At 71.9% G+C, this 14,027-nt stretch carries 14 protein-coding genes; 13 read left to right on the forward strand and 1 reads right to left on the reverse strand.

From position 1 onward, the window contains the following. Window positions 1-3 precede the first annotated feature (3 nt). From AB0M03_RS05760 to AB0M03_RS05780, 5 genes are all read left to right on the forward strand, one after another. Window positions 4-612, forward strand: coding sequence for a hypothetical protein (locus tag AB0M03_RS05760; RefSeq protein ID WP_363488794.1), 609 nt, complete (start codon window positions 4-6; stop codon window positions 610-612). Window positions 613-818: 206 nt separating this feature from the next. Beyond that, window positions 819-1,391, forward strand: a complete 573-nt coding sequence (locus tag AB0M03_RS05765) for a hypothetical protein (protein ID WP_363488796.1) — start codon at window positions 819-821, stop codon at window positions 1,389-1,391. 169 nt (window positions 1,392-1,560) lie between these two features. After that, the gene (locus AB0M03_RS05770; protein ID WP_363488798.1) at window positions 1,561-2,253 is read left to right on the forward strand and encodes a demethylmenaquinone methyltransferase; all 693 of its coding nucleotides are present in this window, start codon (window positions 1,561-1,563) and stop codon (window positions 2,251-2,253) included. A 91-nt stretch (window positions 2,254-2,344) separates the two neighbouring features. Continuing rightward, window positions 2,345-3,625 (forward strand): geranylgeranyl reductase family protein, encoded by a 1,281-nt coding sequence (locus tag AB0M03_RS05775; RefSeq protein WP_363488867.1) that lies wholly within the window; start codon window positions 2,345-2,347, stop codon window positions 3,623-3,625. A 59-nt stretch (window positions 3,626-3,684) separates the two neighbouring features. Next, on the forward strand, window positions 3,685-4,233 hold the full coding sequence (locus AB0M03_RS05780) for a DUF1707 and FHA domain-containing protein (RefSeq protein WP_363488800.1): 549 nt from the start codon (window positions 3,685-3,687) through the stop codon (window positions 4,231-4,233). Between the two features lie 21 nt (window positions 4,234-4,254). On the opposite strand, the gene AB0M03_RS05785 is transcribed toward AB0M03_RS05780, so the two are convergent. After that, window positions 4,255-4,560 carry a MazG-like family protein gene (locus tag AB0M03_RS05785; protein WP_363488869.1) on the reverse strand — a complete coding sequence of 102 codons (306 nt, stop codon included), beginning with the start codon at window positions 4,558-4,560 and terminating at the stop codon, window positions 4,255-4,257. Between the two features lie 565 nt (window positions 4,561-5,125). On the opposite strand from AB0M03_RS05785, the gene AB0M03_RS05790 reads away from it, so the two are divergent. Genes AB0M03_RS05790 through nuoH form a run of 8 tightly spaced genes read left to right on the forward strand, consistent with a single transcriptional unit; the run spans window position 5,126 to window position 14,026 of the window. Continuing rightward, window positions 5,126-5,485, forward strand: coding sequence for an NADH-quinone oxidoreductase subunit A (locus tag AB0M03_RS05790; protein WP_014137597.1), 360 nt, complete (start codon window positions 5,126-5,128; stop codon window positions 5,483-5,485). A 60-nt stretch (window positions 5,486-5,545) separates the two neighbouring features. Then, window positions 5,546-6,100 (forward strand): NADH-quinone oxidoreductase subunit B family protein, encoded by a 555-nt coding sequence (locus AB0M03_RS05795; RefSeq protein ID WP_363488802.1) that lies wholly within the window; start codon window positions 5,546-5,548, stop codon window positions 6,098-6,100. Continuing rightward, complete coding sequence (locus AB0M03_RS05800) at window positions 6,097-6,801, forward strand: NADH-quinone oxidoreductase subunit C (protein WP_363488804.1); 705 nt, start codon at window positions 6,097-6,099, stop codon at window positions 6,799-6,801. The genes AB0M03_RS05795 and AB0M03_RS05800 overlap by 4 nt, the downstream gene beginning before the upstream one ends. Continuing rightward, window positions 6,801-8,129, forward strand: coding sequence for an NADH-quinone oxidoreductase subunit D (locus AB0M03_RS05805; RefSeq protein ID WP_363488806.1), 1,329 nt, complete (start codon window positions 6,801-6,803; stop codon window positions 8,127-8,129). The genes AB0M03_RS05800 and AB0M03_RS05805 overlap by 1 nt, the downstream gene beginning before the upstream one ends. Next, window positions 8,126-8,866, forward strand: a complete 741-nt coding sequence (gene nuoE / locus AB0M03_RS05810) for an NADH-quinone oxidoreductase subunit NuoE (RefSeq protein ID WP_363488808.1) — start codon at window positions 8,126-8,128, stop codon at window positions 8,864-8,866. Before AB0M03_RS05805 ends, nuoE begins: the two co-directional genes overlap by 4 nt. Further along, window positions 8,866-10,224, forward strand: coding sequence for an NADH-quinone oxidoreductase subunit NuoF (nuoF, locus tag AB0M03_RS05815; RefSeq protein WP_363488810.1), 1,359 nt, complete (start codon window positions 8,866-8,868; stop codon window positions 10,222-10,224). The genes nuoE and nuoF overlap by 1 nt, the downstream gene beginning before the upstream one ends. After that, entirely contained in the window at window positions 10,221-12,680 is a 2,460-nt protein-coding gene (locus tag AB0M03_RS05820; protein ID WP_363488812.1) for an NADH-quinone oxidoreductase subunit G, read from the forward strand. Before nuoF ends, AB0M03_RS05820 begins: the two co-directional genes overlap by 4 nt. Next, complete coding sequence (gene nuoH / locus AB0M03_RS05825; protein ID WP_363488814.1) at window positions 12,680-14,026, forward strand: NADH-quinone oxidoreductase subunit NuoH; 1,347 nt, start codon at window positions 12,680-12,682, stop codon at window positions 14,024-14,026. The genes AB0M03_RS05820 and nuoH overlap by 1 nt, the downstream gene beginning before the upstream one ends. Window position 14,027: the final 1 nt, after the last annotated feature.

Raw genomic sequence — 14,027 nt, forward strand, 5'->3', positions numbered from 1 at the left:
CCGATGCTGACGCTGCACCGCGCCGCGCTGCTCCTCGCCGACCCGGCCGACCCGGCGGCGCAGGCCGTACCCGACGGCGCGGTGCTCGTCGACGGTGCCGGGGTCGCCTGGCTCGGCCCGTACGCCGAGCGGCCCGGCACCTCCGCCCGCCTGCGGGAATGGCCGGGGCTGCTGGTGCCCGGCCTGCTCAACCCGTACGGGGCGTGGCTGCTGGAGCGGCTCTACCACCCCGACCCGCGCGAGGAGCTCGGCGACCGGCCGCTGGCCGTCGAGGTGCCCGAGGGCGCACTCGGCGGCTCCGCCCGGCGCGGCCTGCAGCGGATGCTCGGCCACGGCACGACCGCCGTCGCCGGCCCGTTCGAACACCCGGCCGTGCGCACGGCGGTGGCCCGCTCCGGGCTCACCGCCGTGCCCGGCGACGGCGCCGAGGGCGGCCTCGACCCGCTGGCCGGGCGCAGCCTCGCCCGAGCCGTGCACCGCCCGCTGCGGGCCGGCGGCCCGGCCGACTTCGCGGTCTTCGACGCCGCCTCGCCGGCCGCCCTGGAGCAGGCCGGCGCGGGCTGCTGCCTGGCCACCGTGCTCGGCGGACGGCTGCTCTACCGCGGCCGCTGACGGCCCCTCGCCGGCTGCCGGACACATCCTTCCCCGGCTGACACCGCAGAAGGTCGTACAAACCGCACACATCCTGCCGTGACCTGAGGCACCGCCAGCGGCTACGATCCCGGACAGCCACTCAGGGACGGCTGCTCGGGACGCCCCCGGGGTGCGTCCCTCACCACCGGGCCCCGACCGGGCCCCGGCCGCCAGGACAAGGACCGATGCGACCCGCCACCGCCCCCCGCCAGCCAGCCCCCCGGCTCGGCCGCGGCTGGTACCTCGGGGCGGTGCTGAGCGCCGTGCTCGCCCTCGGCATGTGCCTGCTCGGCTGGCGCCAGGCCGACCAGGCGGACCGGATCACCGCCAACCCCGTCCGCGTCCAGGGCACCGTCACCCAGCTCCCCGGCGGCAGCGGCTCCTACAGCGAGGTCGGCTACACCGCCGAGGGCCGCCGCCTCACCGCCGCGGACCTGTGGCTGCCCGAGGGCGCCAGGCTCGGCGACACCGTCTGTCTGGAGCACGCCGCCGACGACCCGGGCGCCGTCCGGGTCTGCGGCAACCGCTACCCGCAGCCGGTCGGCATCACCCTCGCCCGCACCAGCGTCCCGATCGCCCTGCTCTTCCTCGTCCTGTGCCTGGCCCGCATCCTGCGCGACCGCCGCACCCGGCCAGCCCGCACCGGGCGCGGCGGGGTGCGGACCACCATGGTGCTGGCCGCCGAGGGCATGCCCGCCCTCACCCACGGCAAGCGCTCCCGCCGCCGCCGCAGGGGCGGCCGCCGCAGGCAGTCCTAGACAGGGCACCCGGTCAGCCGCTCAGGGCCCCACGCGCCCTGACGGGACTCCCGGGTGCCCGTGATGCGTCCGGCGGTTCCGCCGCGAAGCATCCGGCTGCGGGCGGGCCGCGCCACCCCGAGGTGCACCCGTGTCCCGCAGCGTCCGACCCAGGGTGAACAATGGGGGCGTGACCCGAGCCTCCCTGGACAAACAGCCCCACGAAGTCGCCGCCATGTTCGACGACGTCGCGGCCAAGTACGACCGCACCAACGACGTGCTCTCCCTCGGCCAGGCGCGCGCCTGGCGGCGGGCGGTCGCCGACGCGGTCGCGGCCGAGCCGGGCCAGCTCGTCCTCGACCTGGGCGCGGGCACCGGCACCTCCTCGCTGCCCTTCGCCGAGGCCGGCGCCAAGGTCGTGCCCTGCGACTTCTCCACCGGCATGCTCGCCGAGGGCAAGCAGCGCCACCCCGAGCTGGCGATGACCGCCGGCGACGCGACGAAGCTGCCCTTCGCCGACGCCACGTTCGACGCCGTCACGATCTCCTTCGCCCTGCGCAACGTGCAGGACACCGACGCCGCGCTGCGCGAGATGCACCGTGTCACCAAGCCCGGCGGAAAGATCGTCATCTGCGAGTTCTCCACCCCGACCTGGACGCCGTTCCGCACGGTCTACACCGAGTACCTGATGCGCGCCCTGCCGCCGGTCGCCACCGCGGTGAGCAGCAACCCCGACGCGTACGTCTACCTCGCCGAGTCGATCCGCTCCTGGCCGGACCAGCCCGAACTCGCCGCCAAGCTGCAGCAGGCCGGCTGGGCGAAGGTCGCCTGGCGCAACCTCACCGGCGGAATCGTGGCGCTGCACCGCGGTTTCCGCGCATAAGCCCTGGCTAGACTCAGTCGGGGCCAGCCCGGCCCAGCCGTCCGCCGTTCCAGTGCAGGAGTGTGCCCCTGTGTCCGAGACCGCCATCGACCTGAGCGGCCCCGTCGAGAGCACCGCTGACGTCATCGTGGTCGGTGCCGGCCCCGCGGGTTCCACCACCGCGTACTACCTGGCGCAGGCCGGCCTGGACGTCCTGCTGCTGGAGAAGACCGAGTTCCCCCGGGAGAAGGTCTGCGGCGACGGCCTGACCCCGCGCGCCACCAAGCAGCTGGTCGACATGGGCATCGACGTCTCCACCGAGAACGGCTGGCTGCACAACAAGGGCCTGCGGATCATCGGCGGCGGCGTCCGGCTGGAGCTCGACTGGCCCGAGCTGTCCGCCTTCCCGGACTACGGCCTCGTCCGCAAGCGGGCCGACTTCGACGAGCTGCTGGCCCGTCAGGCCTCCAAGGCCGGCGCCCGGCTGTACGAGAACTGCAACGTCACCGGGCCCGTGCTGGACGAGCGCAGCGGCCGGATCACCGGTGTCACCGCGAAGCTCGGCGACGAGAAGCGGCCGGTCGTCTTCCGCGCCCCGCTGGTCGTCGCCGCCGACGGCAACTCCACCCGGCTGTCGGTCGCGATGGGCCTGCACCGCAGGGAGGACCGCCCGATGGGCGTCGCCTACCGCACGTACTTCACCTCGCCGCGGCACGACGACGACTACCTGGAGTCCTGGCTGGAGCTCTGGGACACCCGGCACGGCCAGCGCAAGCTGCTGCCCGGCTACGGCTGGATCTTCGGCATGGGCGACGGCACCAGCAACGTCGGCCTCGGCATCCTCGACTCCTCGCCCGCCTTCGGCGACCTCAACTGGCGCGAGGTGCTGAAGAGCTGGTGCGCCAGCATGCCCGAGGAGTGGGGCTACACCCCGGAGAACATGACCGACCCGATCCGCGGTGCGGCCCTGCCGATGGCCTTCAACCGGCAGCCGCACTACACCCGGGGCCTGCTGCTGGTCGGCGACGCCGCCGGCATGGTCAACCCGTTCAACGGCGAGGGCATCGCCTACGCCATGGAGTCCGGCCAGATCGCAGCCGGAGTCATCGTCCAGGCGCTGGCCCGGGTCACCGACGCCGGCCGGGAGCGCGCCCTGCAGCGCTACCCGCAGATCCTCAAGGACGTCTACGGCGGCTACTACTCGATGGGCCGCGTCTTCGTGAAGCTGCTCGGCAACCCGAAGATCATGCAGACCGCGGCCGAACGCGGCCTCACCCACCCGATCCTGATGAAGTTCCTGCTCAAGCTGCTCGCCAACCTCACCGACCCGCAGGGCGGCGACGCGATGGACCGCATCATCAACGGCCTCGCCAAGGTCGCGCCGAGGGCCTGACGGCCCGTCCGCACGGCGCCGCTGGACAGGGAAGTTCGGCTGGCCGGACAATCCCTTCCATGGCGTCAGCAGAGTTCGGGGCAGAGGTGGCCCGGCCGTCCGAGGCCGACCGCGAGCGGGCGCTCGGAGTGCTGCGCGACGGGGTCGGCAACGGACGGCTGTCCCACGACACCTTCATGCGGCGGATGGAGCTCGTCCTCGTCGCCCGTACCCGCGCCGAGATCGACGAGGCGCTCGCCGGCCTGCCGGGCGGCGGACCGGTCGGCCGCTTCGTACTGCGCGCCGTCGGTGGGGTCTCCGCCTTCCACGTCCGGCTGCGGCGCACCTGGCGCAACCAGCAGCTGCCCGAACTCGGTCTGCCGCAGCCCGGCCCCGAGCCGCTGCGGATCGGCCGCAACCACGGCAGCGGCCTGCGGCTGTCGGACTCCACCGTCTCCCGCACCCATGCGGAGCTGCGCTACCAGGACGGCGGCTGGGTGCTGTACGACCTCGGCTCGGCCAACGGCACGTTCGTCAACGGCCGCCGGGTGACCGGCCCGGTACGGGTCCGCCCGGGCGACCAGGTCGGCTTCGGCCGCACGTCCTTCCGCCTCAGCGGCACCCGGTAGCCGAAGGCACCGGGCAACCCGTCAGCGTTCCCGGTGGGCGGCCAGGGAGCGGGCCTCGATGCGGGCGAGGCGGTCCTCGAAGACGGCCCGGGCGTCCGGGGTGAGGGTGCGCAGGGCGACCAGGGCGCTGACCACCACGTCGCACAGTTCGGCCTGGACGTCCTCCCAGCTGTGGGTGACGCCCTTGCGCGGGTTCTGCCCGAGCGCCCCTATCACCGCCTGTCCGACCTCGCCGACCTCCTCGGACAGCTTGAGGACGCGCAGCAGCCGCTCCTCCCCGGCGGGCAGGCTGCTCGCGCCGTCCAGCCAGCCCACCAGGCGGTCGATGCTCTCCCAGCTGCGGGTCTCCACGGTGGCGGCTCCTGTGCGGCGTCGGACGGGCGGGGCTCCACCGTACGGGAGCGGGGCCGAAGGCGGTGGCGCCCGCCGCGGGCCGCTTCGGCAGCAGCCGCAGCCCCCGTGTTCGTGAGCTTGTGAAGGAAAGGTCAATCGGCTGCAACGGCGTCGCACCCGGGCGGGTGAGGACCTATATCACGCCTGATGGAGTGCTCCGAAATTTGCGGTGGCAGCAGCATGATTGATATAGGCGCAAGGCTCTGACCAGTCGCTTCAGAAGTGAATGCGACTGTTTGTGACCATTTGCCTTCGTTGGGTGGTTAACGCGCGACTTGATCACCTTGGTGATCGTTTGTCAGGTGGCGCAGATCACAAAGATCGTTCAGAACCGCGTGTCGCAGATCACAAGCCGACGGGCATAGGATGCGCTCGATCCGGGCTTTGTGAACTGCCTCACATGGGGTTGATCTCACGGTCCGGATCACCGGATCACCCCAGCGTGACCCGGCGGTTCCTATCTGCAGTCAAGGACGACTGGACGGAGGGAGCGGGGGCTATGAATGCCTACGCGCCGATCCTCGTACTCGGTGCCATCGCGGCGGCGTTCGCGGTCGGCTCCGTCGTGATGGCCTCGCTCACCGGCCCGAAGCGCTACAACCGGGCCAAGTTGGAGGCGTACGAGTGCGGCATCGAGCCGACCCCGCAGCCGGTGGGCGGCGGGCGGTTCCCGATCAAGTACTACCTGACGGCGATGCTCTTCATCGTCTTCGACATCGAGATCGTCTTCCTCTACCCGTGGGCGGTCAGCTTCGACGCCCTGGGGATCTTCGGGCTGGTCGAGATGCTCCTGTTCATCGCCACCGTCTTTGTTGCGTACGCCTATGTCTGGCGCCGCGGCGGTCTGGAGTGGGACTGACCGCTGACTTTGTGAACGGGCGGACAAGCCACCGGACTTGAGGGCATTGAGAGGGATCTGATGGGTATCGAGGAGAAGCTGCCGAGCGGCTTTCTGCTCACCAGCGTGGAGGCCGCCGCTGGGTGGGTGCGGAAGGCGTCGCTCTTCCCCGCCACCTTCGGCCTGGCCTGCTGCGCGATCGAGATGATGACGACCGGCGCCGGCCGCTACGACCTGGCCCGGTTCGGCATGGAGGTGTTCCGCGGCTCCCCGCGGCAGGCCGACCTGATGATCGTGGCCGGCCGGGTCAGCCAGAAGATGGCCCCGGTCCTGCGCCAGGTCTACGACCAGATGGCCAACCCGAAGTGGGTCATCTCGATGGGCGTGTGCGCCTCCTCCGGCGGCATGTTCAACAACTACGCGATCGTCCAGGGCGTGGACCACATCGTTCCCGTCGACATCTACCTGCCGGGCTGTCCGCCCCGCCCGGAGATGCTGATGGACGCGATCATCAAGCTGCACGAGAAGATCCAGCACGAGAAGCTCGGCGTGAACCGCCGCCGCGCCGAGGAGCAGGCCGAGCAGGTCGCCCTGCACGCCACCCCGGTCAGCGAGATGCGGGGGCTGCTGCGATGAGCGAGCAGAACGGCGTCCCCGCCACCCGCAAGGAGATCCCCGTCGAGGTGATCGGCAAGCGCCAGGGCATGTTCGGCGCCCAGGACACCGGCGACACCTCCGGCTTCGGCGGCCTCACCCGCCCCGTCGCCCTGCCGCCGGCGAGCACCCGCCCCTACGGCGGCTGGTTCGACGAGGTCGCCGACGAACTCGAGGGCGCCCTCGAGGAGCAGGGCCTCGACGTCGCCGACGTGATCGAGAAGACCGTCGTCGACCGCGGCGAGCTCACCTTCCACGTCGCCCGCGAGCACCTGCTGCAGACCGTCCGCACCCTGCGCGACGACCCGGCGCTGCGCTTCGAGCTCTGCCTCGGCGTGAGCGGCGTCCACTACCCGGCCGACGAGGGCCGCGAGCTGCACGCCGTCTACCACCTGCGGTCGATCACCCACACCCGGCTGATCCGGCTGGAGGTCACCGCCCCGGACACCGACCCGCACATCCCGTCCGTCGTCAGCGTCTACCCGACCAACGACTGGCACGAGCGCGAGACCTACGACTTCTTCGGCCTGGTCTTCGACGGCCACCCCGCCCTCACCCGGATCATGATGCCGGACGACTGGCTGGGCCACCCGCAGCGCAAGGACTACCCGCTCGGCGGCATCCCCGTCGAGTACAAGGGCGCCCAGATCCCGGCGCCCGACCAGCGGAGGTCGTACAGCTGATGACCACTCACTACGAAGAAGCGGGATCCCGCGAGACCACCGAGGGGCGGGTCTTCACCGTCACCGGCGGCGACTGGGGCGAGGTCGTCGACGCCGTCGCCCGCGCCGACGACGAGCGGATCATCGTCAACATGGGCCCCCAGCACCCGTCCACCCACGGCGTGCTCCGGCTCATCCTGGAGATCGACGGCGAGACGGTGAAGGAGGCCCGCTGCGGCATCGGCTACCTCCACACCGGCATCGAGAAGAACATGGAGTTCAGGACCTGGGTCCAGGGCACCACCTTCGTGACCCGCATGGACTACCTGACGCCGCTGTTCAACGAGACCGCCTACTGCCTGGCCGTCGAGAAGCTCCTCGGCATCACCGCGGACGTCCCCGAGCGGGCCAGCGTCATCCGCGTCCTCATGATGGAGCTCAACCGCATCTCCTCGCACCTCGTGGCGCTCGCCACCGGCGGCATGGAGATCGGCTCCACCACGCTGATGATCTACGGCTTCCGCGACCGCGAACTCATCCTGGACATCTTCGAGCTGGTCACCGGCCTGCGGATGAACCACGCCTACGTCCGCCCCGGCGGCCTCGCCCAGGACCTCCCGCCCGGCGCCGTCGACAAGATCCGCGAAGCGGTCCAGCTGTTCCGCTCCCGGATGCACGAGTACGACAAACTCGCCACCACCAACCCGGTGTTCAAGGCCCGCCTGGTCGACGTCGGCCACCTCGACCTCGCCGGCTGCCTCGCCCTCGGGGCCACCGGCCCGATCCTGCGCGCCACCGGCCTGCCGCACGACCTGCGCAAGACCGACCCGTACTGCGGCTACGAGGACTACGACTTCGAGGTCTCCACCGCCGACACCGCAGACTCCTACGGCCGCTTCCTGATCCGCCTGGACGAGATGAAGCAGTCCCTGCGGATCGTCGAGCAGTGCCTCGACCGGCTGAAGCCCGGCCCGGTCATGGTCGGCGACAAGAAGATCGCCTGGCCCGCCCAGCTCGCCGTCGGCCCCGACGGCATGGGCAACTCCCTCGACCACATCCGGAAGATCATGGGCACCTCCATGGAGGCCCTGATCCACCACTTCAAGCTGGTCACCGAGGGCTTCCGGGTGCCCGTCGGCCAGGCCTACGCGGCCGTCGAATCGGCCAAGGGCGAACTCGGGGTGCACGTGGTCAGCGACGGTGGCACCCGGCCCTACCGGGTCCACTTCCGCGACCCCTCGTTCACCAACCTGCAGACGATGGCGGCGATGTGCGAGGGCGGCCAGGTCGCCGACGTCATCGTCGCAGTGGCCGGGATCGACCCGGTGATGGGAGGCGTGGACCGGTGACCAACGTCGAACTCGGGCTCCCGGCACTGCCGGCCAAGCCGTACCCGCGGGACGTCCACGAGCGGCTCGCCGCCGACGCCCGCGAGCTGATCGGCCGCTACCCGGTCGCCCGCTCCGCCCTGCTCCCGCTGCTCCACCTCGTCCAGGCCGAGGAGGGCTGCGTCACCCCGACCGGCATCCGCTTCTGCGCCGAACAGCTCGACCTCACCACCGCCGAGGTCACCGCCGTCGCCACCTTCTACACCATGTACCGGCGCCGGCCCGCCGGCGACTACCACGTCGGCGTCTGCACCAACACCCTGTGCGCCGTCCTCGGCGGGGACCAGATCTTCGACGAGCTCAAGCAGCACCTCGGCATCGAGAACAACCAGACCACCGACGACGGCGCGATCTCCATCGAGCACATCGAGTGCAACGCCGCCTGCGACTACGCCCCCGTGGTGATGGTCAACTGGGAGTTCTTCGACAACCAGACCCCCGAGAGCGCCAGGCAGCTCGTCGACGACCTGCGCGCCGGCCGGGAGGTCCGCCCCACCCGCGGCGCCAAGCTCTGCTCCTTCAAGGAGACCGCCCGCATCCTCGCCGGCTTCCCCGACGAGCGCCCCGGCGCCGTCGACGAGTCCGGCGCCGGCGGCACCCCCTCCCTCGCGGGCCTCAAGCTCGCCAAGGGCGAGGCCCTCCCCGGCACCCCCGGTACCAAGGTGGTCGCCCCCCGGCACGAAGGGACCGAAGCGTGATGACCTCCGCCGAACCGGCCGAGAAGCTCCTCTCGCCGGTCCTCTCCGCCAGCTGGGACGACGAACGCCCCTGGACGCTGGAGACCTACCTGCGCCACGACGGCTACGCCGGCCTGCGCAGCGCCCTCGCCATGCCGCCCGACGAGGTCATCGCCCTCGTCAAGGACGCCGGTCTGCGCGGCCGCGGCGGCGCGGGCTTCCCCACCGGCATGAAGTGGCAGTTCATCCCGCAGAACGACGGCAAGCCGCACTACCTGGTGGTCAACGCCGACGAGTCCGAGCCGGGCACCTGCAAGGACATCCCGCTGCTCTTCGCCAACCCGCACTCCCTCATCGAGGGCATGGTCATCGCGTCCTACGCGATCCGCTGCAACCACGCGTTCGTCTACCTGCGCGGCGAGGTCGTCCCGGTGCTGCGCCGGCTGCAGGCCGCCGTCGCCGAGGCCTACGAGGCCGGCTACCTCGGCAAGGACATCCTCGGCTCCGGCATCGACCTGGACATCACCGTCCACGCCGGCGCCGGCGCCTACATCTGCGGCGAGGAGACCGCCCTCCTCGACTCCCTGGAGGGCCGCCGCGGCCAGCCCAGGCTCCGCCCGCCGTTCCCCGCCATCGCCGGCCTCTACGCCTGCCCGACCGTCGTCAACAACGTCGAGTCGATCGCCTCGGTGCCGCCGATCCTCAGCCGCGGCAAGGACTGGTTCAAGGGCCTCGGCACCGAGAAGTCCCCCGGCTTCACCCTCTACTCGCTGTCCGGCCACGTCACCAACCCCGGCCAGTACGAGGCCCCGCTCGGCATCACCCTGCGCCAGCTGCTGGAGATCAGCGGCGGCATCCGGGCCGGCCACCGCCTCAAGTTCTGGACCCCGGGCGGCTCCTCCACCCCGATGTTCACCGACCAGCACCTCGACGTCCCGCTCGACTACGAGGGCGTCGGCGCCGCCGGCTCCATGCTCGGCACCAAGGCCCTCCAGGTCTTCGACGAGACCACCTGCGTCGTCCGCGCCGTCACCCGCTGGACGGAGTTCTACGCCCACGAGTCCTGCGGCAAGTGCACCCCCTGCCGCGAGGGCACCTACTGGCTCGTCCAGCTCCTCAAGCGGATCGAGGCCGGCCAGGGCGAGACCGGCGACCTGGAGAAGCTCCTCGACATCGCCGACAACATCAACGGCAAGTCCTTCTGCGCCCTCGGCGACGGCGCGGCCAGCCCCATCGTCTCCTCGCTCCAGTACTTCCGCGAGGAGTACGAGCAGCACCTCACCGAGCGGCGCTGCCCGCTCGACCCCGCCGCCTCCACCGTCTGGGCCGGGCGGCCCCACGCCAACGAGTCCGCCACCGAGAGGGAGGTGCACGCGTGACCGTCACCACTCCGACGAACAGCGGCTCCGCCGCGGGATCCACCGACCTCGTCACGCTCACCATCGACGGCGTCGAGGTCCAGGTCCCCAAGGGCACCCTGGTCATCCGCGCCGCCGAGCAGATCGGCACCCAGATCCCGCGGTTCTGCGACCACCCGCTGCTCGACCCGGCCGGCGCCTGCCGCCAGTGCATCGTCGAGATCGAGGGCCAGCGCAAGCCGGTCGCCTCCTGCACGATCCCGGTCGCCGAAGGCATGGTCGTCCGCACCCAGCTGAGCTCCCCGGTCGCCGAGAAGGCCCAGCGCGGCGTCATGGAACTGCTGCTCATCAACCACCCGCTGGACTGCCCGGTCTGCGACAAGGGCGGCGAATGCCCCCTGCAGAACCAGGCCATGTCCACCGGCGACGCCGACACCCGCTTCGACGGCGTCAAGCGCACCTACCCCAAGCCCGTCCCGATCTCCACCCAGGTCCTGCTCGACCGCGAACGCTGCGTGCTGTGCGCCCGCTGCACCCGCTTCTCCCAGCAGATCGCCGGAGACCCCTTCATCGACCTCGTCGAACGCGGCGCCCTCCAGCAGGTCGGCACCGGCGAGGGCGACGACTTCCACTCCTACTTCTCCGGCAACACCATCCAGATCTGCCCGGTCGGCGCCCTCACCTCCGCCGCCTACCGCTTCCGCTCCCGCCCCTTCGACCTGGTCTCCTCACCCAGCGTCTGCGAACACTGCTCCTCCGGCTGCTCGCTGCGCACCGACCACCGCCGCGGGAAGGTCCTGCGCCGCCTCGCCGGCGACGACCCGCAGGTCAACGAGGAATGGAGCTGCGACAAGGGCCGCTTCGCCTTCCGCTACGCCCAGCTGCGCGACCGCCTCGCCACCCCGCTGGTCCGCGGCGAGGACGGCGAACTCGCCCCCGCCTCCTGGCCCGAGGCCCTCGCCAGGGCCGCCGAGGGCCTGCGCGGCGCCCGCACCGGCGTACTCGTCGGCGGCCGGGTCACCGTCGAGGACGCCTACGCTTACGGCAAGTTCGCCCGCCTGGTGCTCGGCACCAACGACGTCGACTTCCGCGCCCGCCGGCACAGCAGCGAGGAGGCGGACTTCCTGGCCGCCGCCGTCGCCGGCCGCGGCACCGACCTCGACGGCAGCGGCACCACCTACGAGCAGCTGGAGAACGCCCCGGCCGTCCTGCTCGCCGGCCTCGAGCCCGAGGAGGAGTCGCCGATCGTCTTCCTGCGGCTCCGCAAGGCCGTCCGCGGCAACGGCCAGCGCGTCTACGCGATCGCCTCGCACGCCACCCGCGGCCTCATCAAGCTCCGCGGCGCCCTGCTGCCCGCCGCCCCCGGCACCGAGGCCGAGTGGCTCGCCGCCCTCGCCGGCGACGAGGTGCTCGCCGACGACGCCGGCCGCGCCGCCGACGCGCTGCGCTCGCCCGGCTCGGTGATCCTGGTCGGCGAGCGGCTCGCCGCCGTCGCCGGCGGCCTCACCGCCGCCCTGCGGCTCGCCCACGCCACCGGCGCCGCACTCGCATGGGTCCCGCGGCGCGCCGGCGAACGCGGCGCCGTCGAGGCCGGCGCCCTGCCCGGCCTGCTGCCCGGCGGCCGCCCGGTCACCGTGCTCGCCGCCCGCGCCGAGGCCGCCGCCGCCTGGGGCGTGCCCGACCTGCCGTCCCGGCTCGGCCGCGACACCGACCAGATCCTGGCCGCCACCGCCGCCGGCGACCTGGACGCCCTGCTGGTCGGCGGCGTCGACACCGACGACCTGCCCGACCCGGCACTCGCCGAGGAGGCGCTCACCCGCGCCGCCTTCGTCGTCTCGCTGGAGCTGCGGCCCTCCGCCGTCACCGCGCACGCCGACGTGGTGCTGCCGGTCGCCGCGGTCGCCGAGAAGGCCGGAACCTTCCTCGACTGGGAGGGCCGGGTCCGGATGTTCGAGCCCGCGCTCAAGGCCGACCAGCTGATGCAGCGCCACCTGCACTCCGACGTACGGGTCCTGCACATGCTCGCCGACGCCCTCGACCGCCCGCTCGGCCTGCCGGACGTCACCGCCGCCCGCCGCGAACTCGACCGCTTCACCCCGTGGACGGGCGACCGGCCGGCCGCCCCCGCCGCACACCCGGCGCCGCTGCCCCGCCCCGCCACCGGCCAGGCCGTCCTCGCCGGCCACCGGATGCTCCTCGACAACGGCACCCTCCAGAGCGGCGACGAGCACCTCGCCGGCACCAGGCACCCGGTCGTCGCCCGGATCTCCCCGGTCACCGCCACCGAGATCGGCGCCACCGCCGCACTGCGGGTCACCGGCCCGGCCGGCTCCGTGGTGCTGCCGCTGGAGATCACCCAGGACATGCCCGACCGCACCGTCTGGCTGCCCCTCAACTCCACCCCGGGCGGCGCCCAGCGCGCACTCGGCACCACCGTCGGCCACCTGGTCACCATCGCACCGGCTCAGGAGGCGTGATGCACAACCTCGCTGCCCCCCAGCTGCTCGCCGCCTACGACACGCTCGCCTTCTTCGGCCGCGACCCCTGGTGGCTGGTGCTGCTCAAGGCGGTCTTCGTCTTCGCCTTCCTCGTCCTCACGGTGCTGATCGCCATCGTCTGGGAGCGCAAGGTCGTCGCCTGGATGCAGCTGCGCATCGGCCCCAACCGGCACGGCCCCTGGGGCATGCTGCAGTCGCTCGCCGACGGCATCAAGCTGGCCCTCAAGGAGGACCTGGTCGTCACCGGGGCCGACAAGGTGGTCTACGTCCTCGCGCCGATCGTCAGCGCCATCCCGGCGTTCATGGCCTTCGCGGTGATCCCCTTCGGCCCGGCGGACGACCAGGTGTCGATCTTCGGCACCCGCACCCCGCTGCAGCTCACCGACCTGCCGATCGCCGTGCTCTACATCCTGGCGACCGCCTCCGTCGGCATCTACGGCATCGTGCTGGCCGGGTGGTCCTCCGGGTCGACCTACCCGCTGCTCGGCGGCATCCGCTCCTCCGCCCAGATGATCAGCTACGAGATCGCGATGGGCCTGTCCTTCGCCGCGGTCTTCATCTACTCGGGCTCGATGTCCACCTCGGAGATCGTCGCCTCCCAGCAGCCGACCTGGTTCGCGGTGCTGCTGCCGGTCTCGTTCATCGTCTACATCATCGCGATGGTCGGCGAGACCAACCGGGCGCCGTTCGACCTCCCGGAGGCCGAGGGCGAGCTGGTCGGCGGCTTCAACACCGAGTACTCCTCGCTGAAGTTCGCGATGTTCATGCTCGCCGAGTACGTCAACATGGTGACCGTCTCGGCCGTCGCCTCGACCCTCTTCCTGGGCGGCTGGCGCGCACCCTGGCCGATCTCCGCGTTCTGGGAGGGCGCCAACCACGGCTGGTGGCCGATGCTCTGGATCATCATCAAGATCCAGCTGCTGCTGTTCTTCTTCATCTGGCTCCGCGGCACGCTGCCCCGGCTGCGCTACGACCAGTTCATGAAGCTCGGCTGGAAGATCCTCATCCCGGTCTCGCTGGCCTGGCTGGTGATGGTGGCCAGCGTCCGGGCCCTGCGCAACGAGGGCTACGACTTCGCCCAGGTGGTGCTCTGGGTCGGCGCACCGATCGCCGCCGTCCTGCTGCTCGCCCTGGTCTGGGACCTGCTGCGGAAGAAGCCCGCCGAGGCGAAGCCCGCCCCGCCCGCCGCGTTCGACCCCATGGCCGGCGGCTATCCGGTGCCGCCGCTGCCCGGCCAGGAACTCCCACCGGTGCCGCGCCGGCGGCGCCGCGCCCCGCAACTCCAGGACGCCCTCAACGGGGCCGACCACACCGAAGGGAGCTGAG

It is taken from the genome of Kitasatospora sp. NPDC051914, from assembly GCF_040680995.1.
GTDB lineage: Bacteria > Actinomycetota > Actinomycetes > Streptomycetales > Streptomycetaceae > Kitasatospora.